General features: G+C 52.9%; 25 protein-coding genes and 3 tRNA genes. 8 read left to right on the plus strand and 20 right to left on the minus strand.

Annotated elements, in window-relative coordinates; all coding sequences use genetic code 11:
- Window positions 1-161 precede the first annotated feature (161 nt).
- Window positions 162-827, plus strand: a complete 666-nt coding sequence (locus KFE19_03995; GenBank protein ID QUO38679.1) for a hypothetical protein — start codon at window positions 162-164, stop codon at window positions 825-827.
- A 39-nt stretch (window positions 828-866) separates the two neighbouring features.
- Here the strand turns inward: KFE19_03995 and KFE19_04000 are convergent, their stop codons facing one another.
- The 16 genes from KFE19_04000 to KFE19_04075 all read right to left on the minus strand — a co-directional run bounded on the left by KFE19_04000 (window position 867) and on the right by KFE19_04075 (window position 13,035).
- On the minus strand, window positions 867-1,208 hold the full coding sequence (locus KFE19_04000) for a DUF86 domain-containing protein (GenBank protein ID QUO38680.1): 342 nt from the start codon (window positions 1,206-1,208) through the stop codon (window positions 867-869).
- Window positions 1,198-1,524, minus strand: a complete 327-nt coding sequence (locus tag KFE19_04005) for a nucleotidyltransferase domain-containing protein (protein QUO38681.1) — start codon at window positions 1,522-1,524, stop codon at window positions 1,198-1,200. Before KFE19_04005 ends, KFE19_04000 begins: the two co-directional genes overlap by 11 nt.
- A 71-nt stretch (window positions 1,525-1,595) precedes the next feature.
- The gene (locus tag KFE19_04010; protein ID QUO38682.1) at window positions 1,596-2,369 is read right to left on the minus strand and encodes a CAP domain-containing protein; all 774 of its coding nucleotides are present in this window, start codon (window positions 2,367-2,369) and stop codon (window positions 1,596-1,598) included.
- A gap of 393 nt (window positions 2,370-2,762) precedes the next feature.
- A complete protein-coding gene (locus tag KFE19_04015; GenBank protein QUO38683.1) occupies window positions 2,763-3,560 on the minus strand; it encodes a class D sortase in 798 nt (265 codons plus the stop codon).
- Window positions 3,561-3,633: 73 nt separating this feature from the next.
- On the minus strand, window positions 3,634-4,545 hold the full coding sequence (locus KFE19_04020; protein ID QUO38684.1) for a cell wall anchor protein: 912 nt from the start codon (window positions 4,543-4,545) through the stop codon (window positions 3,634-3,636).
- Between the two features lie 8 nt (window positions 4,546-4,553).
- Window positions 4,554-4,910 (minus strand): SpoVG family protein, encoded by a 357-nt coding sequence (locus tag KFE19_04025; GenBank protein ID QUO38685.1) that lies wholly within the window; start codon window positions 4,908-4,910, stop codon window positions 4,554-4,556.
- 3 nt (window positions 4,911-4,913) lie between these two features.
- Window positions 4,914-5,552 carry a hypothetical protein gene (locus tag KFE19_04030; GenBank protein ID QUO38686.1) on the minus strand — a complete coding sequence of 213 codons (639 nt, stop codon included), beginning with the start codon at window positions 5,550-5,552 and terminating at the stop codon, window positions 4,914-4,916.
- Between the two features lie 8 nt (window positions 5,553-5,560).
- Window positions 5,561-6,349 (minus strand): DUF3849 domain-containing protein, encoded by a 789-nt coding sequence (locus KFE19_04035; protein QUO38687.1) that lies wholly within the window; start codon window positions 6,347-6,349, stop codon window positions 5,561-5,563.
- Window positions 6,339-6,716 carry a hypothetical protein gene (locus KFE19_04040; protein QUO38688.1) on the minus strand — a complete coding sequence of 126 codons (378 nt, stop codon included), beginning with the start codon at window positions 6,714-6,716 and terminating at the stop codon, window positions 6,339-6,341. The genes KFE19_04035 and KFE19_04040 overlap by 11 nt, the downstream gene beginning before the upstream one ends.
- 58 nt (window positions 6,717-6,774) lie before the next feature.
- On the minus strand, window positions 6,775-7,767 hold the full coding sequence (locus KFE19_04045) for a DNA adenine methylase (GenBank protein ID QUO38689.1): 993 nt from the start codon (window positions 7,765-7,767) through the stop codon (window positions 6,775-6,777).
- Window positions 7,748-8,062, minus strand: a complete 315-nt coding sequence (locus KFE19_04050) for a hypothetical protein (GenBank protein ID QUO38690.1) — start codon at window positions 8,060-8,062, stop codon at window positions 7,748-7,750. The genes KFE19_04045 and KFE19_04050 overlap by 20 nt, the downstream gene beginning before the upstream one ends.
- Before the next feature lie 121 nt (window positions 8,063-8,183).
- On the minus strand, window positions 8,184-8,654 hold the full coding sequence (locus KFE19_04055) for a DUF4313 domain-containing protein (protein ID QUO38691.1): 471 nt from the start codon (window positions 8,652-8,654) through the stop codon (window positions 8,184-8,186).
- Window positions 8,655-8,678: 24 nt separating this feature from the next.
- The gene (locus tag KFE19_04060; GenBank protein QUO38692.1) at window positions 8,679-9,779 is read right to left on the minus strand and encodes a hypothetical protein; all 1,101 of its coding nucleotides are present in this window, start codon (window positions 9,777-9,779) and stop codon (window positions 8,679-8,681) included.
- Between the two features lie 3 nt (window positions 9,780-9,782).
- Complete coding sequence (locus KFE19_04065; protein QUO38693.1) at window positions 9,783-10,973, minus strand: hypothetical protein; 1,191 nt, start codon at window positions 10,971-10,973, stop codon at window positions 9,783-9,785.
- Window positions 10,974-11,005: 32 nt separating this feature from the next.
- Window positions 11,006-11,989 (minus strand): DUF4314 domain-containing protein, encoded by a 984-nt coding sequence (locus KFE19_04070; protein ID QUO38694.1) that lies wholly within the window; start codon window positions 11,987-11,989, stop codon window positions 11,006-11,008.
- Window positions 11,986-13,035 carry a hypothetical protein gene (locus tag KFE19_04075; protein ID QUO38695.1) on the minus strand — a complete coding sequence of 350 codons (1,050 nt, stop codon included), beginning with the start codon at window positions 13,033-13,035 and terminating at the stop codon, window positions 11,986-11,988. The genes KFE19_04070 and KFE19_04075 overlap by 4 nt, the downstream gene beginning before the upstream one ends.
- A 229-nt stretch (window positions 13,036-13,264) precedes the next feature.
- Here KFE19_04075 and KFE19_04080 point away from each other — a divergent pair, with 229 nt between their 5' ends.
- Complete coding sequence (locus KFE19_04080) at window positions 13,265-14,494, plus strand: hypothetical protein (GenBank protein ID QUO38696.1); 1,230 nt, start codon at window positions 13,265-13,267, stop codon at window positions 14,492-14,494.
- 185 nt (window positions 14,495-14,679) lie between these two features.
- On the opposite strand, the gene KFE19_04085 is transcribed toward KFE19_04080, so the two are convergent.
- Entirely contained in the window at window positions 14,680-15,897 is a 1,218-nt protein-coding gene (locus tag KFE19_04085) for an antirestriction protein ArdA (GenBank protein ID QUO38697.1), read from the minus strand.
- A 117-nt stretch (window positions 15,898-16,014) separates the two neighbouring features.
- Here KFE19_04085 and KFE19_04090 point away from each other — a divergent pair, with 117 nt between their 5' ends.
- Both KFE19_04090 and KFE19_04095 read left to right on the plus strand, forming a co-directional pair.
- Entirely contained in the window at window positions 16,015-17,538 is a 1,524-nt protein-coding gene (locus KFE19_04090) for a DNA methylase (GenBank protein ID QUO38698.1), read from the plus strand.
- Complete coding sequence (locus KFE19_04095; protein ID QUO38699.1) at window positions 17,531-17,974, plus strand: hypothetical protein; 444 nt, start codon at window positions 17,531-17,533, stop codon at window positions 17,972-17,974. Before KFE19_04090 ends, KFE19_04095 begins: the two co-directional genes overlap by 8 nt.
- Window positions 17,975-18,637: 663 nt before the next feature.
- On the opposite strand, the gene KFE19_04100 is transcribed toward KFE19_04095, so the two are convergent.
- Together KFE19_04100 and KFE19_04105 are read right to left on the minus strand one after the other, a co-directional pair.
- Window positions 18,638-18,730, minus strand: a tRNA-Ser gene (locus KFE19_04100).
- Between the two features lie 16 nt (window positions 18,731-18,746).
- Window positions 18,747-18,834 (minus strand) — tRNA-Ser (locus KFE19_04105).
- Window positions 18,835-19,022: 188 nt separating this feature from the next.
- Between KFE19_04105 and KFE19_04110 the strand changes: the two genes are divergently transcribed.
- The 3 genes from KFE19_04110 (at window position 19,023) to KFE19_04120 (ending at window position 21,682) form a co-directional block, all read left to right on the plus strand.
- Window positions 19,023-19,098, plus strand: a tRNA-Pro gene (locus KFE19_04110).
- Window positions 19,099-19,241: 143 nt separating this feature from the next.
- Entirely contained in the window at window positions 19,242-20,591 is a 1,350-nt protein-coding gene (locus KFE19_04115) for a DUF4417 domain-containing protein (GenBank protein ID QUO38700.1), read from the plus strand.
- Window positions 20,592-20,887: 296 nt separating this feature from the next.
- Window positions 20,888-21,682 carry a hypothetical protein gene (locus KFE19_04120; protein QUO38701.1) on the plus strand — a complete coding sequence of 265 codons (795 nt, stop codon included), beginning with the start codon at window positions 20,888-20,890 and terminating at the stop codon, window positions 21,680-21,682.
- Between the two features lie 65 nt (window positions 21,683-21,747).
- Here the strand turns inward: KFE19_04120 and KFE19_04125 are convergent, their stop codons facing one another.
- The gene (locus KFE19_04125) at window positions 21,748-22,536 is read right to left on the minus strand and encodes a TIM barrel protein (GenBank protein QUO38702.1); all 789 of its coding nucleotides are present in this window, start codon (window positions 22,534-22,536) and stop codon (window positions 21,748-21,750) included.
- Between the two features lie 295 nt (window positions 22,537-22,831).
- Between KFE19_04125 and KFE19_04130 the strand changes: the two genes are divergently transcribed.
- On the plus strand, window positions 22,832-23,701 hold the full coding sequence (locus KFE19_04130) for a DegV family protein (protein ID QUO38703.1): 870 nt from the start codon (window positions 22,832-22,834) through the stop codon (window positions 23,699-23,701).
- Window positions 23,702-23,788 lie beyond the last annotated feature (87 nt).

The following is a 23,788-nucleotide window of genomic DNA, read 5'->3' on the forward strand; positions in this document are numbered from 1 at the left end:
CACGGCCTATAAAAAATTTCGAGTGAATTGGAACACAAAAAAGAGCCGTCCCTTATTGGGACGGCATTGAAAAGCACGCACAGGATGTGCGGCTCCGCATTGTTTCTTGCTGACTGCTGTGGTAGAATGGAGGTCGATTTCAGTCGAATCAGGAGGCATCCATGTTCAATTTCTCCCCCATGAAAGATCTGTGGGAAAGCCCGCTTCCCCCCATGGCACTGACAGACTATGAAACGTTTTCTAAATTTCAAAACCAGGCGCTTCATCGCTGCCGGGATTCCGGACGAAATTTCGATGTGTTCCTGGATTGGGCGATCCGTGCATTGGCCGGTAGCATGGCTGCTGACAGCGCATCCAGGATCTTTTTACCCAAAACAAAAACGGCACCTTTTTCCCTTGATGAGTTGATCCCCATCTCGGATTTTCAGCCCGTGGGAAAGAAACAAGTCAATCTGAAAAACAGTTATGTGATTGCTCCAGTCTGGAACAACACCGATTTGGCGGAGGCTGTGGAGGCTTTTGCCGACAGCGATTTTGAGGATGCACAGATCGATCAGGTGTTCAGCGGCGCCTTTATTGCAGAGCTGAACCTCGCTATCATTGATTCTCCATCCGATGTGGATGTCCCCTATATCCTGTCCATATGGAAAAGAGGTAGTATCCAGATGGATGTCTATACTCTGAAGGATTTGGCCCAGGGTCTGCGAACAGATGGAGATTACTGGTTTCTGCAAACCGACGAGGATGAAGAGCAAATTCCCGTACTGGAGCCTCGCATGGCAGCTCTTTATAACTGCGGACTCAACCGATACTGCAAAGATTCATGATTTTTGAATCAAAGGGAGCAGGCTTCTGCCTGCTCCCTCTTATTCTTCAAGCTGTTCTTCACAAAACTGTTTTAAGGTGGGAATGTCCACAATCGCAGTCTCCCAAATGATTTGGCGGTCCATGCTGCCATAGCTGTGTGCCACCATATTCCGCATTCCTTTGATTGGTCCCCATTGAACACGGTTGCTGGTCTTCTTCCGATATTCTTCAGACAGGCCTCCGCTCAACTCTCCGATTTGCAGAATGCTGAACGAAATCGAACGTTGGAAATCCTCATCCTGATCAAAAATCTCAAAGCTGTTTCCATACCGCTGAACTGTCTTCTCAATAGCTCTGCAGTAATCCAAAATGTGCTGGATACGCTGTAAGTCAGGCAGCATCGAATATACTCACCCTTTCCTGATTGATGGTCTCCCGGAATTGCAGGTCACCCTGCATTTGAGTCTTTTGTTCCAGGGAACTGACTGTAATGAGATCAATGGGCTTATGCAGCGCATTTTCCAGATCACAGTATAGCGCCCCCAGTGCAAACAGGCTCTTTAGCTCGGTACCGGAGGTATCAATCAGCAAGTCAATATCGCTGCTCTCCGTGGCAGTTCCTCTGGCGTAGGACCCAAAGAGGTAGACCGCCTTCAGGTGATACTTGTTTGCAATCGGCGCAACGATTTGGCGGATTTCATCGACATGATAGACCACCTTTGACCACCTCCTCTTTTTTATATTATACCCACCAATCCATGCGCTGTCTATGCTTTTCCAACATTCAGTCAGGAGATGGCCTGTCCATCCACCCAGGAGATTGTATAGCCATTGGGGCAGAATTCCTGCACACAATACCAGCACGGCTCTCCTGCGGCATTTGTTCCCTCGGCAATTCCGACCCCCACCATATATACCGTATCGCTCAGCATGTGATCCAGGTGCCCCTGCGAGGCAGCCCAATCATCCACTGCCGCTTCCGCAAGCGTTTTTCCAATGGCTGTCAACCATTCCTGATTGATCCGGTGAATGTTCTCCGTGGTCTGACTGCAGTCTGTCACAGTGTAGTATTTCGTTCCGTCTGGTCTCACATGAGAATAGCATCCTGTAGCAGCCATTTCCTCTGCACGAACCTGTGCAGCCTGCATCAGGAGGTCGTCGGTTCCCAATGCATCCAAGCCATGTTCCTTCCGAAGAACATTGGTGAGGTCCACAATTTCCTGTTTCACCGTATCCAGATCCTTCGTGTTCGCGGATGCAGCATCAGGTGCAGCCGGCTCTGGGGATGTCGGAGGTTCACCTGTATAGTCCGCATCGCTATCTACCTGAACTCCGTTCTGCCAATAGACGTTGAAGCCCACCTCCTTTCCGATGTCCCGGAGCTTGACATAGTTGTTGCCGTTGATGTTATACGCCTCCATCTCCACCTGCTGTCCATCTACGAAGATGGGCTGCCAAGTGGGCTGGGCCACGATTCCCGCGGCATAGGCGCCGCCGCACAGGGCTGCTCCCGCTGCCATACCCGTCAACAGCAGGCCAATGTTTTTCCCTCTGTTCTTCATCGCTTACCTCCTCATCTTGAACTTGGGCCAGTACCTGGCCGCTTTCCCGACGCGGTGATCTTTTGTAGCAGACACCCGCCACAGGCCGTGGGTCTGATAGGCGGAGCAGACCACCTGTTTCAGCAGTTCATCCGCCTGTACATAAGTTGCGGTTTTGAGGCTGCCGCTATCAGCAATTATTGGCCTGCCGCTCTCTATTCGCCTCCTACCCGCAGCATCCAAATAGATTCGGCCTGCCGGGATTGACAGATCCAGATCCGCATCGGGATGGGCTTCAAGGAACTCGCGGACCGTCATGCCGGTCCTTTTGTCCTTTCATCATATCGAAGAATGAGGAGGAAAGCCATTGATGATTGTGGAAAAACAAAGCCTGAAAATGAAGCAGGTTGACCATCACACTTCCACCGCCCGGACACACCAGCGATATGCACTTTGATTCCGGACGCAGGTATAGAGGGTCAGGCAGTTTTCCGTGGTCGGCGTGAGGCTGCTCCGATCCGTTTCAGAGACCTTCTCCACAGAAGTCACCCGATAGGTTCGGGTGCCCAGCTTTGTGGTGTACTGGATCTTGTCCCCGATGTCCAGTGTATGAATCTCTCCAAAATAGTCATTGACGCCTCGGTTATGTGCTGCCAGCGCCGTATTTCCGCTCCAAATAGAAGTTTCCTCGAAGTGTCCAACACCCTTGCGGAGCGTAGCGCTGTCTGTTCCCTGATAGACCTTTACCGAGAGATCAAGGGCAGGGATCTTCAGTGTTGCGAGATACCCACCGGAATAATAGAGATCTTTCGTCACCTCGGTATAGCCGACGGTGCCGGAGGACGAAGAGCTGCCGGAGGAGGGCGAACTGGTGACGGGAGTCCCAGGTGTGACAATCACCGCAGATCCCCCGTTGATGACGGCACCGGTGGCTGCCATACTGCCGGGAGCCAGATTGGGCGTCAGGTACGTGCCGGTGTTGGGGGTATAGGCGCTGGGGCTGCCGAACGTGGGTGGAATCACCGCCGCATTCTTGCTGCGGTCTTCATTGACCGCGGCGCCTCCATCTGCCGTGATCACAGGTTCAATGGACGTGGGCTTTCCATAGTCAGGGTCGCCGGGGGCGTCGATAGTGTATTCCAGGGCGCCGGCCTGGATGGTCATGCCTGCCATCAGGCAGACAGTGAGCAAGACGCTCCATACTTTTTTCATACGTTCTCCTTTCTGTTCCAGTTTGGAACTCTGTTTTCCTGTTCAGCTTCTGAGACGCTGATTTGACGTTTACTTACTGGGACTGCTCTTCATTCTCGACCTCCACCGCTTCACTGCGCCGACGGAAGAAGACCGCCGCACCGATCCCTACGCCGACAGCCGCCACGATCCCAAACGGAAGCAGCACAGCACCCCAGTTGAACTGACCTACGCCGCTGTCTTCAGTTCCTGCCAGCGGCTGGATGGGAGCGCCCTCGAAGATGGCCACATACCGAACTCGGTCCAATGCAATGCGGGAGACGGTCCCGGTGTAGTCCGCGGTCACCGTATACCCCTTCACGTAACTGCTGGTAGCACTTCCGGTATAAGTAGCTACCGCAGTGAATCGGTCACCCAGGGCATATCCATCCAGAGAAGCGGTGTTGTCTGTCTGCCACTGAAGGGTCTCCAGCGTCAGCGTGCGGCCATTGTCCGTGATGGTCTTAGGGATATTGGCGGTATCCTGATTCACCAGATTGGGATAAGACCGGGTGGCGGTCACTTTCTTGGTGGAACTGCCGTATCCGGATACTTCAACCTGCACCGTACTGAGCTGGAGTTCCAGAGTCCCGATCATACCGTCCTCTGTCACAAACTCCTTTTCCTGGGGCAACAGGGCCAGCACGGATTCCATATCCTTTTTGTCGCTCTGGAGCGAGACCGTCTCTGTGTGCTGGCGTTCCTCATGCTCCGGGAGCTCCTGCTTGAGCAAATCTGTCAGCGTGTAGTGATACCCGTCCTGCTCAAAATCCGAGCGGGAAATTCCCAAGGGATCATCCTCCGGCGACAGGTCATAGATCTTTCGAATCTCACTGCCATCCTCGCTCTGGGTCACCGATGTAGGGTAGCACACCTGGACCTCCGGGGTTTCGGCGGCCATGGCCGCCGGAGTCAATGCGGCAGTCAGACACAGTACCGCGGCACAAATGGTAAACAATTTCTTCATGATGTATTTCACCCCTTCATATTCATTCCGCCCATCGTCGGGCCGTTCTGCTGCTTCTGGGTCCGGTGCATCTCCAGGCGGTAGGCTTCCAGGACCGCTTCATCAAATGTACGCTTGAAGTCTGAGGTGCAGGGGAAACAGTAATCCATGTATTTCGTACCAACCTTTCGGCTGGGCATGGAAACAAAGGGACCGTTCTTGCTGTCCAGGATCTTGATCCCCTGCACCGCAAAGCATCCGTTCAGATTGACTGACGCGAAGGCCAAGGGTCCGCCCTTCTTCTTGGCGGGGTAGATCTTTACGTGGATCTGCACAGGGAGCTGCTCGTAACTGGGAGCTGCTTCTTTTTGGGGACTCCGACTCATCACTCATTCCTCCTCTTCATCTTTCATCTGGGCCAATGTTTGCTGAGCCAGCTGTTCAAACATCCAGGGCTGCATGGAGCGGAAGTCGTATGCACCATCGGATGTGAGCAAGTTGACCCAATACTCAAAGACCAGGTGGGGTGGATTGGCTTCCTCATGCAGGACTTCCGGCAACATGAGTCCCTTACCGATCACTCGGACTCTTTCAATCGCGGTCTTTGGATCGTCATGAGGGTCCTTCATCCACAACCGCTTACCCTTCAATTCCTTCGGCAGTTCCTCTGCATCGGGGATCGGGACGCGGATGATCCCCTGGGTCATGTACCGAAGCCTCAGCATTCGCTTACAGGTTTCCATCGCCAGAATCGCCTCTGGCCGTTTGGCCCAAAACTCATGTTTCCGCGGATCCGATGAGAGAATGCTTTCTCCTTCCCGGTCTGTGGGAAACAGCGGTACACAGCGTACCAATTCCAGTGCGCGGATACCGTCGACCATTCCCAGAGTCTTTTCACCTGTTTCCGGCAGCTCACGATATCGAGCCAATGCGTCGCTCAGATTATGGAACTGCTCCACCACACTCTGCTTTGCAGAAGGGGGCTTTCTTCTTCCGGCGTCATCCATGGTGTAATAGGAAATGCTCATCATGCACCTCATTTCATGGTTGGGTGATCAGGAAGCGTAGGCCCTTTGGAGGGATACTGTTCCCTGCCAGAGGTCTCTATCGTTTCCCGTAAGCCCAGATTTTTCTGCCCAGTAAGCTCTTTCAGCTTTTCGGAGGCCCAGTCCGGCAGGAACTCATCCTTGAGAACGCCAGTAAAATCCGTACGGTTCCAGCGTGTTTCCTCTCCGTCTCCAAGACAGGTACAGCGGATAGACCGGCCAATGGCATGGGGCTGGCAGCCAAATCCGTCATGGGCATACCAGAGCTGATTTTCCTGCGACCAATAGGCTTCTTTTAAGGTATCGGCGCTGAGGACCAGCACCTTTCCCGTGTAGTCCAATTCTGCGTAGGAATCAGGGTGGCAGTGCTCCGGCCCGAAAAGGTTCAGCTTCTGAAACTCTGCACGGACTTCATTCAAAAAGCCATCCAGCACTGCCGGATGGCTTCCTACGATGAAATCACAGTTATGTTCAGGATCAGGCGGGATCATCTGGCAGCGCGCCCACTCCTTGTTGGTCTGGCTGAACCGGCCGTCCCACAGTTTCTCCCGAACGGTATTGGCCAGCACCCGGCCAACTCGCTTGAAGCCGTATTCCTCCAGGACATCCTGAACGCAGCCTTCCTTCAGGTACATTCCATCAAAGCCCTTGCGAATACTTGCCTCTATGGCCGCTTTACAGGCGACATTTGCCTGGTAACTGGCCCGCCAGAGGGATACCTGATCAAACTGCTGGGCATCCGCCAGACTCCCTCTGTAGAGATATGTTTCATTCTTCATCCTGCGTTTCCATCTCATCCATTAGCAGGACACGCAGGCGATCTTCATCTGCACCCATGCAAATCAAGTCCGCCACGATGTCCTCGTCCACCTCGCTCAACGGATCATTCTTCAAAAGGAACTCCCCGCTGATCTTGTTGCTGGCATCTACCAGTTGCTTGCACAAAGCCGCAATATCTTTATACAGCTGTGTGATGAGATTCACTTTTTCTCTGGGGGTAAGATCAGAATCACTGATCAGAATGTGGCCCCCTTCGGCATGAATGCGCAGACATTCCGCTTGTTCCAGACCGGCCATTCCCATTACCGCGCCGGGAATCACCTGTTTATTTTTGCCGGGGTCACGAAAAAGAAGAGTATTTGTCATAGTGGTATTCCTCCTATAAAATGAAATGTTTGGAAGCGTTGACGGCTGTTTTTTCTGCCTATGCCGCTTTTTGGTTTACCGGAGTATGGATCAGGACCAATTCACCCTTCGATCTGGTTATTCGCTCAAAACAACTCAATTGGACATTGAGATATGGCGCTGGATCATAATTTGTGATAAACAGTTCTTCATAGGTGGCATCGGCCTGATGTTTAAGCGGATTGTTCCGGGTCACAGCCAGAATATAATAGTTTTTGTAGAGCTGGCGGATGAACGGACAATCGTTGTAAGAGAGCAGAAATCGTCCATCGCTACTGCTCAATGCCATCCAGAGCCGAACATGGAAACGCTTGTTCATTTTGACCTCATACAGGTTCTCAGCTTCAAAATACGGTGGGTCACAATAAAAGAATGTTCCAGGTCGCTTCTCGTCCTTGATCAGAGTAATGGCATTCTTATTCTCGATCACGACATCTTCCAGGCGCTTTGCCGCCGGTTTGAGAAGATACAGGAAATTGAAGAGCCGCAGTGCTTTTGATCCAAAAGAGGAGACGGTTGCGCTGTAGCTGCCACGAATGCATTTATAAAACATCGCTGCACGTTCCACATCGAAGTTTTCCAGCTTCTGATCGTAAATCGGGCGCAGCTCCTCCGCCTGTTCTTCTGTAAAGCATGTCCGGTCTTCCAGTATTTGAATTTCCTCCCGGATGTTCTTTTCATAGACCTTCCAGTGGATTTCTTCATGTGCCAGGAAGAGCTTGTACACTTCGAACAGCCATCTGGACTGGATTGGGAGAAACTTGAGTTCCCGCAGAAGGGCATTGGTTTTATCCCGCAGGCACACAAAAAAGTTCGTCAGGTTACGGTTGAGGTCGTTGTAAACATCTCTCCTCTTTGAACTGGCACGCATTTCCAGAATGACCGCACCGCTTCCGCCAAATGGTTCAATATAATTTTGTATGTCTGAGGGAAGCAGTTGGAAGATGAATTGCAGCAATTTCCTTTTACTTCCAACCCACGGAAAAGGGGGCTTAGCCATCGTGCCCACCATCCGTGATGTAGCATTCAGCGAGACATGCTTTCAAGCCTTGAATGTCCGCCTGTAGCCCGTCTATCATTCTCTGGAGCATTTCGATGGTTCTGATAATATCCTGGGCTGTCTTCGCATAGAAGTAGCCGCTGTTGGTGCTGCAAATTGGCTTTTTCTTTCGCCGCAGCCGACTCACAAGTTTTTGTATCGCCTTTCTTCCAACACCAATGGCCCGCCCCAGTTCTGTGCTGCTCGCACAAAATTCCCTCCCTCTGCAGGCCACTTTCAAATAATTCAGCAGCAGTTCTTCCATCATATGTTTCTCCTTTCCGAGGCTTGTCTTCCCGAAAAAGGATGCAAAAAAAGAGGGTGCCGCTGCCCCACTCGGGAAAACGGCCCCTGATCTTGAATTTACTGTTTTGACGATTCCCTTTCGATTACTTCATCTTCATCCCTCCCATCTGATTCATCGGTTCTTCCACAGGTTCAGGCCCCCCAAACGGACCCGTATGCATATAGGATTGAAAACAGTTGGCATACTGCTCATAGACTTCGCCGCCAATCTCTCGGAGGAAATCCTCCTTGAAGTGCCACAGTGGGTATTGGCAAAATCCACTGCTTTTTGTCAGCCCAGTATTCTCAGCAAAGCCCTGCTCCAGAAGCTGCGGGGCAAAATAGCAGTTATTGGTGTCAATGTACGCGCAGTCTTTGGCGCCGATGAACTCTCCGAAGGAGGTCGTCAGCACGGCATACTGCTCCGTCTCCTCAGGCGTACTGCCCAGCCGGTCCAGGATGATGGCCAGTCCCGGCATTTCCTGTCCCGTAAAATCCGTGACGGAATACAGTCCCAACCGGGGCTGCAAGGTGACCTGTTCTCCAAAGCAATCCGTAATTTGGAATGTAGGCATTATGGTTCCTCCTCTGTTTTGTGGTTAGAGTTTCATCTCGAAATGCGCTTGCTGTGTCGGCGGCTGGCTGCGCTCATAGCAGAAGTCCAGCTGATTCCGCCGGATGAAGCTGCCGCTGGCCGCATGCTGCTGATAGCCCTGCTGGGCCAGCAGGTATCTTCCGTAGCTCTCCCGGTCCATACATTCGGAGAGCAGGCTCATGTGTCCCGCTTCGATCCCCCTGGACTCCAGATACTTTTCGGTGAAGGACTCTACCTCCTCCTTCGGCACGAAGTCATAGCATCGGAGGTTCTGTGCGATGTCCAGCGCCGCACCCAGTCGGGTGCATTTTTCATAGGCCAGGGCGGCATGGAACTTCTCGTTGAAGTGCGGCATCCCCTGGCCCTGCTCATCCAGCAGGAAGCCCAGGTCATTGCCATCATAGATGAGATCCGCCAGTTCATGGTATTCGCTCACCAAGTCCTCCACCTCCGGGAGGATACAGCGGGCATCCAGCAATGTACAGTCCTGAATGGTGTCGACTTTCAGGCCCAGTAGAGCCAGTTCCACCTCATCCGCCTTGTCATCATTCACCATGGAATAATCCGGCAGCCGGACCCAGACCCCATCCGGTTTCTCAGGAGAGGCGATCTTTAGCCGGACGCTCCAGTCCGAATCGTCCAGTTCCGCCAGGTTGTGGCCGGTATAGTGTTGCTCCGGCTCCTTTGTGGGATAGACCACATAGCTGTCGCCGATGAAAAGCCCGGGATGGAGATCCTCATAACGCCTGCCCAGCTGGTCCAGGTCTACGAAGGGCAGGGTCTCCCTGGGGGCGCCGCTTTCATATTGCAGGAAGAACCGTCCCAGGGCATCATAGCTGCCTGCCGGGTAGCAGACCTCATAATCGTGCAGTGTCATCAGGCCGTTGATCGCCTCCACGGCTACGTCCGGCTTCATCCGCAGCACGGTAGCTTGCAGTTCATCTCTGCTTTTTCCCACCAGCTCCTGCAGTCTCCCGGACCGCATGAGCGCCGCGGACAACTGATAGCTCTCCTTTACAGAAAGGGTCTCTAGTCGATCTGTCAGCCACTCCCTCTCCGCATTGGTCAATGGAAGCCCCAGGAGGGCCTCTTGCTTTTGGTTCATCTTTCATCGCCTCATTTCTTTCATCCCGATTTGTTTGTCCTGGACACGGAGTTCCCGTTCATCCCGGCGCTGGAGCAGGCCATAACCGGTCTGGATACAGTGTTCCGATTCCATCAGAGTTTCTCCGTAACGATACAGATTGAGGTTTGTCAGGACCTGATCCACCATGGCCTCATCCATGATGGACCGGATTTTCTCCTTCGCAAATTCAGAGGGAGAATATATTTCTTCGTTGAGCGTATACGCATTCAACGTATCCGCCTGTGCGATAGCAGCTGGCAGATTGTTGCACCGCAGGCCCTCCAGCACAGCTTTGTACATTTTCCGCTGCCCCTGGGGCATGGCAGCCACCGTCTGCGCAAAACGGTTGACTACTTTGATCTCACTGGCCGATGAGACCGTATCCCGCATCTCCGGGATCACACAGTCGATACATCGCCACCACAGTTCCTGTGAGGAAGCAACATTCAGGCGCTTCACCGCTGCCTCCAGTTCTTCCGGCGCCGCCGGCAGCTTGACCAGGATCGGACCTGCGCTGTCCTGTGCAGGTCCATCGCCCTGCCTCCCGGCCACTTCTAGCAGGACCATGTAGTCCGGCTCCGTGATCTCTCCGGGTACCGAAGGTGCCTGCTTGAGATCGCTGTTCTGGAGGACATATCCTTTCCGCGTGAAGACGCCGCTCTCCTCCTTCCGGGCCCGCAGGCCGATGGCCGCGAAGTCCAGCAGCTCGAACACGGTGTCTGATATCCCTTCCACCTCCGGCACAAAGCCGTTCTCCGCATAAAATCTCCCCAGCTGGCTGTCATTGAGGGCCTCCGGCACGACATGGCAGCAATCCGTGCTCTCGGTCAGGTCCCGGAGTCGGGTGACGCTGATCTCGCCTCCGCTTTTGGTGGTTTCCATTTGGATCAGGCCCTGCAGGGCCGCGCATTGCACATCATTGAGCCGGGTGAGGCGCTCTGCCAGATCATTCAGCTCCGCGAGGCTGTCCTCCTGGTCCCGTAAGACCGTCGCCAGTTCCTCGAAATCATAGTAGTCGTCGATCTCCAGGTAGAGGCGGTCGCCCTCCTGCAAGTGCAGCTTGTCCAGGGCATCCAGCAGCTCCCAGGGCTGGGCAGGAAGATCCAGCTTGGCATAGGCATCGCTCGCCGGGTCCTCCTTTGCGAGATAGACACCAAATACTTTCTCACTCAATTCAACTTCCTCCTTTTAACTGATTAAGAGACTCACGGCCCCTTCATTTCCAGGCTGTTCTTTGCGCCCAAGATTCGCTCCTGGACCACAGGATCAGCCATGGGAATATCCCAGCCGTGCATGCTTCCTGCAAGCATTGCCTGCTCCTGAGCCGGGGTAATGCCCCGTCGCCGGTTGTTATAGTCCGCCAAATGACGGTTCTGGGCCCTGTCACCGGAGGACCATTTGCTGGGGAAGTACCCGTGTTCGCCCTTCTTGATACAGATTAGCGTCCCTTCCCCCGGCAGGACAGACCAGCACATATCAGGGAGCTGGGTGAGGGAGTCGGGAGAGAATTTTTCTTCCTCTGTCAGGATGGTCCAATTTCCGTTGTTCCAGAGATGCACATTCAGGACACCGTCGTCCACCTCGATCTCTCTTTGCTCAAAGCCCTCTCCCCAGCCGTCGGATGCCTGTCCGGTGATGAAATCCGCCAGAGTTTCTTTTTCCTCCGGTGTCAGCGTCCCAACCACTTTGCACTCTGCAATACCCCAGAGCTGACCATCCCGATTTTCCACATCGAAGATCGCAGACTGGACCTTATCGTTGACTCTGTCCTGTTTGTCATACCAGTGCATCATCCCGCGGTCTGTCTCCTCCGGCATTCGATTGCCCACTAAGGCTGTTCGAATCTCGGCCTCATAGCCCCGCAGATCTCTGCCGTTCAGGTCAGACCCATATTCCTCGCGGTCGCCCCAGTCGTCATAGCCGAAGAACTCCGCCGTCAGCGGCATATAGAATTTGACTGTCTGGGTCTCCGGAGGCATGACTTGGAATCGGTCTACGCCAATGATCAGAGCCAACCCCCTGCCGTCGTCCCAACGGACATGGAACTGGCCGGCATCGTCAATACAGTCCAATGTACCCATACTCCCAGGTTGGATGGGCATCGGATCGTCCTTCATTTCACTGAGCCGTACCCGGCATCCGGCGGGATACTGCTCCCGCAGGAATGTAAGCCATTCTCTTTGAATCATTTCATACCTCCTAGTACCATGCCCCGTACCGGGGCGCTCCGCTCCAGCTCACGGTGAAGCATCTGTACCGCCTCAAAGATCTCCGGGTCATTTCGAAAGCTTTCCATTCGCATGTGATCCTCGAAGAATACCTGCTCTCCATTCGCTTCCCGGAGGAAGTCGACAGTAGCAACACCGTCTTTTGTAACGCCCAGCCGCTTTTCCGATCGGGTGCTGTCCCGATAGCGGCGGACCGCCTCCTCCAGCGTCAAGTCCCGGTGGATCTGCTCATCCGGCGTATTGCAGTCTGTCATCACGAACCAGGCGTAGGTATGGAGACGTTCGGGATCGGCGGCATCCCGGAGCGCCTGTTTCCCGACCTCCGTCAAACCGTAATTACAGTCCCGCCGGGGATTATCCTCTCCTGCAAAATCCAGCAGGAGATCATCCACTGCTTTCCGCACCGCGGGATCATCCGTCAGCGTCTCATAGCGGAAACCGGTGGTAGCCTGATACGGAAGTTCCTCCCGAATGGTGCCCAGGTATTTTTGAGCATCTGTGAAGGTCTGTTCCTCACCGCTGGCATAGGTCACCCGGCCTACCAGCGCCTCCTTTTGCGTCATTCGCTGCTGGCGCAGGTCGTAACAGTAAAGATAGCCCTGATAATGGCCCGGCAGCGGGGTGCAGCGCAGGCAGTAGCGGTAGTGCTCCGTTTCCGCAATGTAGCCGCAGGTGGCGCCCTTATCCTCGATGGCACCGCCATGTCCGTCGCAATAGGACCGCATGGTCTTTAGATCCCTGAGAGGACCGCTGCGGCGCAGTTCGTCCACGACCATCTGGAGTTCCTCCCGAAACTCCGGGGTATTGAAGTGATCCCCATTGTGTTGCCACCAGCTGCTCCAGAACTCCTGGCCCCCGTGGCCGAAGTCCATCCTCAGATGGCCAACGGTACCAAGGGAACGATCTTCACCTTCTTCCATCTGGGAATAGAAAAGGCCCGCCTCCTCAACGGAAGCGGGCCTCAGCTGAATATTCAATTTGCTCTGCTGGGCAGGCTTCTGTTTCATTCCTTTCATCTCCTTTTGTTTCTTGGTAAGTTCACAACATACCATTATTAGGATGGAATAGCTAGTAGATTTTCTTGTTGATTTATTTTTCCTTGCTTATATAACCCAATATTTTTCATCACAATTCAGTAAATTTTTCCCAACCGTGCTGATAAACTAAAAGTAGGTCACGCTTGTTCATTATCGAATTTAATGTGTTTAATTGACATTATGAGGAGAATCTTGTAAGATGATGGCAGAAAAAAGTATTCTTTGGAATCACTTTGGAAGTGAATGGTATATGAGCAAAAAGAAAAAGGGTGGCCTTAGCACAATACAAAACATATGGAAATGGGTTGAACGCATAGTAGGCATCGTGACAATATTAGGCTGCCTCGTTGCTGTTGTATGTTATATCAATACCTTGCGAAATGACATCGATTATTTAACCGACAAGATCGATGCTCAAAATACTCAAATTAGCTCTTTGGAATCTTCTTTACGTGAAGAAATCCATCAAGTGTCCCAAGACATGGACTCTTTTTCCGATGACATGTCATCTGTCAAGGAGATCATTACGGCACTCAGTGTGAAAGTTTTTGATTACCGTCCTACAGTTTTTTTCGCCAGTGCAATTACCAGCACCTACGATGGCGTAGATGCTCCATACTCCAGTGAATCCCCTCAGATCAGTGCCATGAGTTATGTAGTCTATAGCGCCAGTAATCCTGAGCGGGAATATACAGCCGCTGAGGTTGCGGAACAGCCGCTCCTGCTTCCCTATACGGAAAACGGGAATGAAGTATACTTCTACGGCCAGCTAGATTCAGCAGGGAATTGGGACGGAAGATGTATCGTCAACATTTATGACGGAAATGTCTTGCAACTAATAACGGATGCCATGTATGACGGCGGAACGCTTCTCTCCTGTAAGCAGGCATTCCCTGATACTGTAACGAGTGGAGAAGATGTATGGGTCATCTCAGAACGGAAAGTCGAAGATGGCTTCAGTACTGGCGAAACATATCGTTATTTTCGTTCTGATGATTATGCAAAGTCCTTTAGTCTGGATAATGTGGAGCCCGATGATATTCTTAACGTTGATGAATTTTCCGCTCAAATCACCTCTACATTAGAGGGTTATTACTGCGGAGAAATTTCTGATGGACAATACAATGATGATTCAGGCGATGCATATTTTGTGAAATTCTTTGAGGATGGGACTGTTCGTACCCTTTATGTAGGTAACTTTAAAGATGGGCAGTTCAACGATCAAACAGGGAATGCCTGGATGATTGGAAAGCTGGAAATAGGAGCTTCCTATTCCTTCTACCAAGGACCGTTTAAAAACAGTGTTTCGTCGAAAGATCCGCGTTACTGGGAGGAACCTATAAGTACTGATCGCATACAGGAAATTTTAAAAGAGTTCGGATTTACATCTGCTGTGAACTTGAATTGGACTGCAGGGTCCTCCATATAAAAAGAGAACAATATGTAATCTATCCGCTCAGTGTCGGCATCAGAAATGCGTGGCGATCAAAATAATCATCTTTAGAGAAATACTTACGCATCCTGTCATTACGTCAAAACTGAATTCTCCAATCTTTCGCAAGTAAAAGGTGTCCTTCAGAATCCTCTTGATTCTGCAGGACATCTTTTAGCATTTTACCGGCCTTTAAAATGTAAACGTAGACCTGTTTGTAGATGCTCTTGTGGTTCTGCTGAGGCTTGCTTCATCACCTCTTTTATTATATTGTCTCCCCTACTTTCTCCTCGAAAAGCAACGTAGCCCCGATTTTTGAAAACGCCGCCTTCAGCGTTGATCTGCTTTTGTCCGTATGCCTCATAGTCGATAAAATGCACCAGATCTTCGTCCAAGTCGAAGTGTCCGGACTCCCGGATCATGAACTCGCCATATTCTCTCGGAGAATGGATGCCGGGGACAAAATTGAACAGATCCAGGTTTTGGGCCAGAGTGGTCATCTCCGTTGCCGACCTCGGATTTGCCATCTGAACAACCGCTTCAAGCTTTGCCCCCTGGTCAACATCCAGCAGTACAATGGCGCTTGCCAGCTTATTCAGATTGTTCAGAGACTCGTGCTCCACATCCAGGCGGGAATCAATTTCGTTGGGCGCAGTACTTTGGGAGAGGCGAATATGGATATCGTCCTCACTCTCATAGCCGCCTCTTCTAAGCGTCCTCTCCAGACGCTCCCTGCAGGTGGGAAGGAAAAGCCATGTAGTTGGGGGATTCATGTCGGGGTCCGATTTATGGGTCAGGCCCAGCAGAAAGACACTGTCCCCATCTTGATACAGGGGGAAATTCCGCCCATCATAGACAGGGCGGAGCTGCATCCCGTTGTCGTAAATCACGCCATACGGTGTGATGGTTCCGTCACCGTCGCCGATCAGCAGCAGTGCAGTTTCATATCCGTCCACGTTCTCCAGCTCTTCGCTGGAGGCGGAGCCGCCGTTCACATCCAGGAAATGGCGGCGGCCGACCTTCTCCAGATCAGAGAAGTCAGTGATCACCGTTGTCTCCTCGCAGCAGAACGTCAGGTCGATCAGATGCCTCATATCGAACAGTCCGTATTTGACGGCGGCCGCCTGGAATTTTGCCTTTTCCTGCGCGTCAAAGCTGTCCAGCCTTTTGGCGAGGTAGTCCATCTCATCGAGGTTAATCGCCACTTTCTCCAGCCGCTTGAGGATCGGCCAGTCTCCGCAGACCTCATCCACCCGGCAGTCCCGCTCCACCGGATCTCCCAGGCCCATGCTCTGGAGCATATTAACCACATTGGGATAGTCCTCTTCCCTGATTGGGAAGGAAATGGTGGCCTGTCCGTATTCCGGTGCGCTTGCGTTGCTGACTACGGTTTGTATCATGCTTTTCCTCCTGAACTTTCAAATATGATTTCCCATCCTTTCCCCTCTTGAATAGAACACTTGTTCTATTCTACAATAGTGGCAGAACAGCAGAGAAGGAAAAGGAGGGGATGATCCGTGGCTGATAAGGTATATCTTGCAATTGACTTGAAGTCTTTCTATGCCTCCGTTGAGTGCGTGGAACGGGGCCTCGATCCCCTCACCACCAACCTCGTTGTGGCAGATCTTTCCCGCACGGAAAAGACCATCTGCCTCGCTGTGACTCCGGCTCTTAAAGCCTACGGCATTTCCGGCCGGGCGCGGCTTTTCGAGGTCGTGGAGAGGGTAAAGCAGGTGAACGCGGAGCGGCTGCGGAAAGCACCCGGCCGCACATTTGCTGGCTCATCCACCAATGATCCGGAATTAAAGGCTCACCCGGAGCTGGCGCTGGACTACCTGATTGCTCCGCCGCGCATGAAGCTCTATATGGACTACAGCGCCCGCGTCTTTGAGGTCTATCTCAAATATATCGCGCCGGAGGATATCCATCCTTACTCCATCGACGAAGTGTTTATGGACATCACTAACTATCTGGGCACTTATGGCCTTACACCAAGGGAACTGGCTCGGAAGATGATCCTGGATGTGCTTCACACGGTGGGGATCACCGCAACTGCCGGTATCGGACCAAATCTCTATCTTTGTAAAGTGGCCATGGACATCATGGCAAAGCACATCAAGCCGGATCAAAACGGCGTCCGCGTTGCACAGCTCAATGAGTTCACCTACCGCCGGCTGCTCTGGGATCACCGCCCGCTTACCGACTTCTGGCGGGTGGGGCACGGATATGCCAAGAAACTTGAGGCCCATGGCCTGTATACCATGGGAGATATTGCCCGCTGTTCGGTCGGGAAACCAACGGATTACTACAACGAGAAAATGCTGTACCAGCTCTTTGGAGTCAATGCAGAACTGCTGATCGACCATGCCTGGGGCTGGGAGCCCTGCACCATTGCAGACATCAAGGCTTACAAACCGGAGTTCAACAGCATCGGCTCCGGCCAGGTACTGCAGGAGCCGTATTCCTTTTCCAAGGCCAGGCTGGTCGTATCTGAAATGGCGGACCAGCTTGCTCTGGACCTGGTGGATAAGGGGCTGGTGACCAAGCAGCTGACATTGACCGTGGGATATGACCGGGAAAATCTGCAGGACCCAGAACGTCGGAGGCGGTATCATGGGGCTGTCACCAGAGATCCTTATGGCCGGGAGATCCCCAAACATGCCCACGGAACCGCCGATCTGGAAATTGAGACCTCCTCTGCTAAAGCTCTCATCCGCGCGGCTTCCGGCCTTTTTGATCGGGTCGTGGACCAGGGTTTGCTGATCAGGCGTCTCAACCTCACCGCAGTCCGGGTTCGGTCCGCTGGCAGCGTGGAGGATGACTGCAGCTGTGAGCAGCTGGATTTGTTTTCGAACTTCGGACCTTCGGCAGAGACACACATGCACCGGGAAGCCGCTCTAACTCGTGAGAAAAAGATTCAAGCTGCTATGCTGGACATCAAGAAAAAGTACGGAAAGAACGCGATCCTCAAAGGAATGAACCTGGAGGATGGCGCCACCGCCATAGAACGGAACCGCCAGGTGGGAGGGCACCATGAGTAGCGAATACGATGACCTTTTGAACTTGTCACACCATACTTCCACTGTTCAGCCGGCAATGCCCATACAAAACCGGGCAGCGCAATTCGCTCCCTTTGCAGCCCTGGTTGGCTACGATGCCCTCATTCAGGAGACAACTCGTCTGACTGACCAGAAGGCCGAATTGGACGAATCCGTCAAAGCAGAACTCAATGAAAAACTCCGGCTTCTTCTGGAGCTCATGCCCCAGCAACCGGAGGTGACGATTACATATTTTCTTCCGGATAGCCGAAAGGCTGGTGGCACATACAGAACCACAAGCGGTATTGTTCGAAAGTTTCTCCTCAGTGAAAACTTTCTGGTCATGATGGATGGATCGCAAATTCCGATTGAAGCAATCGCCGCCCTCGACGGAGCTTGCTTCTCTTTCCTTGAAAAGGGAATGGACTTTGACCTATAGGCATTGCCTCCGTTTACGTTTTCTGCAAATTGGATCTTTCCAGAATCGTCCGAAGACAACGGCCATCTTCTCCCCAGCACAGGAAACCATGGGCAGGATAGGGGCAGCCCTCGCATCGAGTAAACTTCCGGCAAATCGGCTTTTGCTCCTTGATTTCTCGTTGCCTGGGTCTTCTAGGGTGTCTAGGTTTAAAGGTGACATGATATCTACAGATTGAATTCTTTTGCGGCAGACTCTTGGAGACGGAGATTGCGGCGCCCTTTTTCCCATGACTGCTACATTTTTTCATTTGTCTTGCTCCTCCTTTTTGATACATGCTTTACGCATCTACGTTTCTGCCAGGCAACACCTCCCTTTTGGACTTCCTGTTCCTCTTGAAATGAAAAAGGGCGCCGGACAGGTGATTCTCTGAAACCACCAATCCGGCGCCATAATATTTGTATATGATTTTTGAAAAAAATAGCGCCCTTTTTGCTCTCAAAAAGGGCGCTGGCTTGAGAATTAGCCTTTCTTCCATCAAAAACGCTGTTCAAGTCCCCCCAGTACCTTGAAAACGCGTCAAGCGATCTATTGGGAAAAAAGCTATTTTTTGAAAGAAAAAAAGCCGCAACACTCTGATACCCTAAGCCTACAGGCCAGGAGATCTAGATTGTTGCGGCTTGATGGCGCAGAAGGAGGGATTTGAACCCTCGCGCCGGTTTTATCCAGCCTACTCCCTTAGCAGGGGAGCCCCTTCGGCCTCTTGGGTACTTCTGCAGATCCATATAAAGTTTGGCGGAGAGAGTGGGATTCGAACCCACGGAGACTTTCGCCTCGCCGGTTTTCAAGACCGGTTCCTTCAACCGCTCGGACATCTCTCCATAGTGATTTCAGCCCTCTGTCCGAACACTTTTAGTATGATACCAAACCCCCCGCTATTTGTCAACCAAAAATTTCTGGATTCGGCTCTCCTAAAATTTTTTATTTTTTCAAAAAAAAGCTTGCATTTTCTTTTTTGCTATGCTAGTATATGTAAGCTGACTTCAACAAGTACAGCACAAGAGAATATCCGGGTGTAGCGCAGTTGGTAGCGCACTTGACTGGGGGTCAAGGGGTCGTGAGTTCAAGTCTCGCCACTCGGACCATCGGAGTATCCTTCGGGATACTCCGATTTTTTGTTGCCAATTTGTAAATTTTCTTATGTTGTGGCACAGAAATGTGCGACTTTCGTTGTTTGGGGGCCTGTATGCAGAAGGACTTGTTCCTTACTACATACAGGAGGGTCCATATGACCGAAGAAAACTACAACTACCGAACCAGTCAAACACTGCTTCGCAACCAGTTTCCCGGCAAAGGAAAGTTAAAAATCCCCATCATTCCCAAGTTCCAAGAAAGTCCCGGAGACTTTGATGATCTTTTGTTGATCGGTTTTGACAAAACCCATCTGGAGGACCAGAATCACCTCGACCGCATGGTACACTTCTTCCTATATGACTATCGCTTTGAGCGGGTCTGGAAGAATCCAGACAACGACATTGAAAAACTCTCCCGCTACCGTGCGGTGCTGTCGCCGGATTTCAGCCTGTACCTGGAGATGGCACCTGTTATGCAGCTCTACAATGTATTTCGTAATCGCTGGTGCGGCGCTTACTGGGCATCCAAAGGGCTCCGGGTCATTCCGACCGTCAACTGGGGAGATGAATCCACGTTTGATTTCTGCTTTGAAGGGATTGAAAAAGGAAGTGTTGTTGCTGTCTCCACTTATATGGCCTCAGAGCATGACAACCGCTGTGACCAGAAAGAATGGTTCATGGCAGGATACAACGAGATGCTGCGGCGCATTGAGCCGGAAAAAATTATTTGCTACAATACACCGTTTCCCGAAATGCAAGGTAATATCATTGATGTGGATTATGAACGTAGTTCCTGGCGGTATATGAACTATGAACGAAGTTTCCATCGTGAAGATTTAGATGCCTTTAAAATTGGTAGCTCATCAAGCGGGAATCGTGATACAATAGAGCCGTACCTAACTGGAAAAGGCGGCGGAAGTGCATACGGCGGGGGATGGAAACCCAGTCCTAATAAGCCTGATGACCAGCGTTTCCTTGGTGAACCAGGAGAAATTAAAACAACATACAAGAACGGCTATCGTGTCGATACAAAAATTGGAAGCGATGGTCGAGCGGCGCTGGAAAGGCATTATACTGACCACAAGCAACCTTGGGCACATACAAATCCACACGATCATCTCATCAATTGGGATAATCCCGCTGGTTTTCCTGATCCACAGCCTCCAATCAATTATCCCGGCGGCGCGCCTGAGTTTAAGAGCTTTGAAAGAAGGTTTTATATGAAAAACACGATTGTCCCCTCCAATTCCTTGGAGCAAAATCGTTTTACCACTATAAGTGATTTCCAAACCTGCATGAGATGGCATGGAGAAGTGGAATTTCTTTGGAATGGAGTTCATTACAGTATTACCCATCGTAATGGAAGAATTTATATTTCCCACAGTGGGATTCAGGAAACAGAGCGATCTTTTGCAACATCTGGAGATATCCTTGCATATGATGTAGGCTCTTGCCAGTTGCGGGATATCATCACGAAGGTTACTGTTGTATTTCGGTCAGTTTAAGATAAAACCTCTTGCTTGCTGCGTTAAAACCATTGATATGACCGGATTTTTCCAAGTCCTATAATTACACTCGGACCAATCGGAGTATCCTTCGGGATACTCCGATTTTTTGTTTTCCTTTTGCAGGCGGAGATAACTCCCACTCTATCGTTGTGATCGAGCGCTGAATCTGCGGGCGGCTTTCCGCCTGCTCTTTTTCGTTTGATTAAGAAACTCTTAAGGAATGCTCCGTTTTCTCTCATGTTATAATGTGCGGGAACCTGACGTATTTCTGCATATCATAACGGAGGAACTTCATGACCGATCTGCACACCGCACCGCCGCAGGCACCGGCGGACAGAGGGCTCTCCCTGAACAGCCTGAAGTACATCGCGATCCTTGCCATGACCATCGACCATATCGCCTTTGCCTTCGTCCCCAGTGGGACCGCCCCCGCCATTCTCATGCACATCATCGGCAGGATAACCGGTCCCGTCATGTTCTTTTCCGCGGTCGAGGGCTACCATCACACACGCAGTGTCCGTAAGTACCTCTTCCGGCTGGCCGCGTTTGCCGCCGTCAGCTGGCTCCCGTTTCTGTATTTCCGATACGGCGGCAGCCTGGCGGACGCTTCCTTTATGCGTCCGAACGTCATCTACACGATCTTTCTGGGCGTTCTGAGCATCCGGATCCGGAGAAGCACGCGGATCCAAAACCCGGCCGCCAAGGTACTGCTGATCACTGCTCTGGTCATTCTCTGCGTCCCGGCGGACTGGGGCTGCACAGGCATCCTCATGATCCTTGTGCTGGACTATTTTCACGGAAACTTCAAGCACCAGGCCTTCGCATACTGCTTGGTCGTCCTGCTGGGCATGGACGTCCTCACTTTGCTGACAACGCCCTTTTTCGGATTGTTTTACGACCATGTATTCTATATAGATACGGAGTACTACGCATATACCATCGAAAACGCGGGCGCATTCATCCCCATCCTGCTGCTGTCCCTTTACAAGGGGCGGCGCGGAGCCGGGAACGCCTTTTCCAAATGGTTCTTCTATGTGTACTATCCGGCCCATCTCCTGGTGTTGGGCGCCCTGCAGGCCCTTTTCTAAAAACAGCGGCGGGAGCATCGGTCCGGATGCTCCCGCCGCTGTTTTGATATCCGGCCCCCCCGCCGTCACTCGCCCATGATGGCCCGGACCGCCGCTGCCGTGTCCGCCGCAGGGAACAGCTCGTAGCCCAGGAGGCCGTCGTACCCGGCTTCCTCCAGGGCGTCGTACACCCGCCGGTAACAGATCTCGCCGGTGCCGGGCTCGTGGCGGCCCGGCGCATCCGCTACGTGGACATGGCCGAAGGTATCCCCGTACCGGGCTATGGTCTCGCAGAGGCAGCCCTCGTTGAGCTGCATATGGTACACGTCGTACAGCACCCGCAGCCGGGGAGAACCGATCAGCCGGACCAGCTCCGCGGCCATCTGGGTGTGGGTCAGGAAGTTGCCGGGGTGGTCCGTCACCACATTCAGCGGCTCCAGACTCAGCGTCACGCCCCATTTCTCCCCCAGGGCGGCACACTGTTCCAGTCCGCCGTACAGGGCGCACAGCTTCACCGTATGGGACAACTCCCGGTAGTCCCGCAGAACCTGGCCGCCCTCTCCCAGACCGTTGGAGTGGATGGTAAGGCCGGCCGCTCCCAGGAACCGGGCCGCCTCCAGCGAGCGCTCCAAAAACGCCAAATACGCCTGCCGCTGGTCCGGATCCACCAGGGATAGTTCCGCGTCCCCGTCAAACGCACAGACGGCGATACCCGCCGCCTGTGCCTCCGCCTTCACTGCCGGCAGATCCTTGTCGGTCCAGCTCCAGAACTCCACGGCGTCAAACCCGTCCTCCCGGGCCGCCCGGAACCGCTCCAGGAAGGGCAGTTCTCCGTACAGCGTCTCGATGCAGGCCGACCGTCTCCATTTTTTCATATTCCACGCCCCCTTTTCCTCACCCTACACAAGGCAGCCGCTCTTGTCAAGTGCATGCGGCTTTTCTGCAATCTCCTCTTGATTTTTTTCCCGGGTTTCCGGTATACTGTATCCTGTCGGGATTATTTCATCTGATACGCAGGTCTTATGACAAGATGCATCAGACCGATATATCTGCATTGTCCAGCCGCCTTTCATAGGCGGATGCGACAGTTTTCGCGGCGCAGTGGACCGTATCTCGTCGTGCGCCGCCGACAGCTTACAACGGAGCCGAATAAGATTTGGAGATGGAACGATGACGCCCCATAAAATTGCCCTGTTGACCGACTCCTGTGCGGATCTGACCCCCCAGGCCGCTGCGGAGCACCATATCCGGATCGTACCGCTGCGCATCCGCTGCCGGGACGGCGAGTTCCGCGACGGCGTGGATATCCGCGCCCGGGACATCTACCGCCGCCTGCGGGAGGGTGAATTGCCCCATACCTCTCTGCCCACGGGACAGGATATCTCCGACGCCCTGGACGCCATTGCGGCGGAGGGTTACGACGGCGTCATTGCCGTAATGCTCTCCGGCGGCCTCTCCGGCACCTACAACATGGTGCGGCTCCTGGCCGAGGAGCGGCGGGACCTGTGCGTCCGGGTCTATGACTCCGTCAGCGGCTCTCTGGGGGTGGGCATGACCATTTTGCAGCTGGCGGAGGACATCCGCGCCGGTGCCTCCTGGGAGGATCTGACGCAGCGGCGGGTCCCCTCCCTGATCCGGAACACCCACCCCTTCTTCTCGGTGGACACCCTGGAATACCTGCAAAAGGGCGGCCGCATCGGCAAGATCACCGCCGTAGCGGGGACCATGCTGCAGATCAAGCCCCTTCTCACCTTCGCCGCCGACGGACAGCTGCGTTCCGTAGCCAAGGTCCGGGGCCGCCAGCAGGTGATCTCCAAGCTGGTGGAACTGACAGAGCAGGCCCTGGACGGCGGAAAGCGGTATAATCTGGCCGTGGCCAACGGCGGCGCACCGGAGGCGATGCTGGACCTGCGGGCCCGGCTGGCCGCCGCCCTGCCGGACTTCGATCACCTGTGGAACGGAGAGATGGACGGCACGCTCAGCGTCTACATCGGCGACGGAGTTCTGGGCGCCGCGGTCCAGGTGCTGGAGGACTTCTGAACCGCTCCTTATTTCCGAAAAAACCGCCGCCGGCACAGAGTGTTTTCTGTGCCGGCGGCGGTCTCTTTTTTGGCGCTCGTCTCCGAT

The organism is Dysosmobacter sp. Marseille-Q4140 (assembly GCA_018228705.1).
Taxonomy (GTDB): domain Bacteria; phylum Bacillota; class Clostridia; order Oscillospirales; family Oscillospiraceae; genus Oscillibacter.

Excerpts from the sequence above, each read along its gene's own strand:
- KFE19_03995 (QUO38679.1), top strand. The coding sequence starts at position 162 with ATGTTCAATTTCTCCCCCATGAAAGATCTGTGGGAAAGCCCGCTTCCC.
- KFE19_04000 (QUO38680.1), bottom strand. The coding sequence starts at position 1,208 with ATGCTGCCTGACTTACAGCGTATCCAGCACATTTTGGATTACTGCAGA.
- KFE19_04010 (QUO38682.1), bottom strand. The coding sequence starts at position 2,369 with ATGAAGAACAGAGGGAAAAACATTGGCCTGCTGTTGACGGGTATGGCA.
- KFE19_04015 (QUO38683.1), bottom strand. The coding sequence starts at position 3,560 with ATGAAAAAAGTATGGAGCGTCTTGCTCACTGTCTGCCTGATGGCAGGC.
- KFE19_04020 (QUO38684.1), bottom strand. The coding sequence starts at position 4,545 with ATGAAGAAATTGTTTACCATTTGTGCCGCGGTACTGTGTCTGACTGCC.
- KFE19_04025 (QUO38685.1), bottom strand. The coding sequence starts at position 4,910 with ATGAGTCGGAGTCCCCAAAAAGAAGCAGCTCCCAGTTACGAGCAGCTC.
- KFE19_04030 (QUO38686.1), bottom strand. The coding sequence starts at position 5,552 with ATGAGCATTTCCTATTACACCATGGATGACGCCGGAAGAAGAAAGCCC.
- KFE19_04035 (QUO38687.1), bottom strand. The coding sequence starts at position 6,349 with ATGAAGAATGAAACATATCTCTACAGAGGGAGTCTGGCGGATGCCCAG.
- KFE19_04040 (QUO38688.1), bottom strand. The coding sequence starts at position 6,716 with ATGACAAATACTCTTCTTTTTCGTGACCCCGGCAAAAATAAACAGGTG.
- KFE19_04045 (QUO38689.1), bottom strand. The coding sequence starts at position 7,767 with ATGGTGGGCACGATGGCTAAGCCCCCTTTTCCGTGGGTTGGAAGTAAA.
- KFE19_04050 (QUO38690.1), bottom strand. The coding sequence starts at position 8,062 with ATGATGGAAGAACTGCTGCTGAATTATTTGAAAGTGGCCTGCAGAGGG.
- KFE19_04055 (QUO38691.1), bottom strand. The coding sequence starts at position 8,654 with ATGCCTACATTCCAAATTACGGATTGCTTTGGAGAACAGGTCACCTTG.
- KFE19_04060 (QUO38692.1), bottom strand. The coding sequence starts at position 9,779 with ATGAACCAAAAGCAAGAGGCCCTCCTGGGGCTTCCATTGACCAATGCG.
- KFE19_04070 (QUO38694.1), bottom strand. The coding sequence starts at position 11,989 with ATGATTCAAAGAGAATGGCTTACATTCCTGCGGGAGCAGTATCCCGCC.
- KFE19_04075 (QUO38695.1), bottom strand. The coding sequence starts at position 13,035 with ATGAAACAGAAGCCTGCCCAGCAGAGCAAATTGAATATTCAGCTGAGG.
- KFE19_04080 (QUO38696.1), top strand. The coding sequence starts at position 13,265 with ATGATGGCAGAAAAAAGTATTCTTTGGAATCACTTTGGAAGTGAATGG.
- KFE19_04085 (QUO38697.1), bottom strand. The coding sequence starts at position 15,897 with ATGATACAAACCGTAGTCAGCAACGCAAGCGCACCGGAATACGGACAG.
- KFE19_04095 (QUO38699.1), top strand. The coding sequence starts at position 17,531 with ATGAGTAGCGAATACGATGACCTTTTGAACTTGTCACACCATACTTCC.
- KFE19_04115 (QUO38700.1), top strand. The coding sequence starts at position 19,242 with ATGACCGAAGAAAACTACAACTACCGAACCAGTCAAACACTGCTTCGC.
- KFE19_04120 (QUO38701.1), top strand. The coding sequence starts at position 20,888 with ATGACCGATCTGCACACCGCACCGCCGCAGGCACCGGCGGACAGAGGG.
- KFE19_04125 (QUO38702.1), bottom strand. The coding sequence starts at position 22,536 with ATGAAAAAATGGAGACGGTCGGCCTGCATCGAGACGCTGTACGGAGAA.
- KFE19_04130 (QUO38703.1), top strand. The coding sequence starts at position 22,832 with ATGACGCCCCATAAAATTGCCCTGTTGACCGACTCCTGTGCGGATCTG.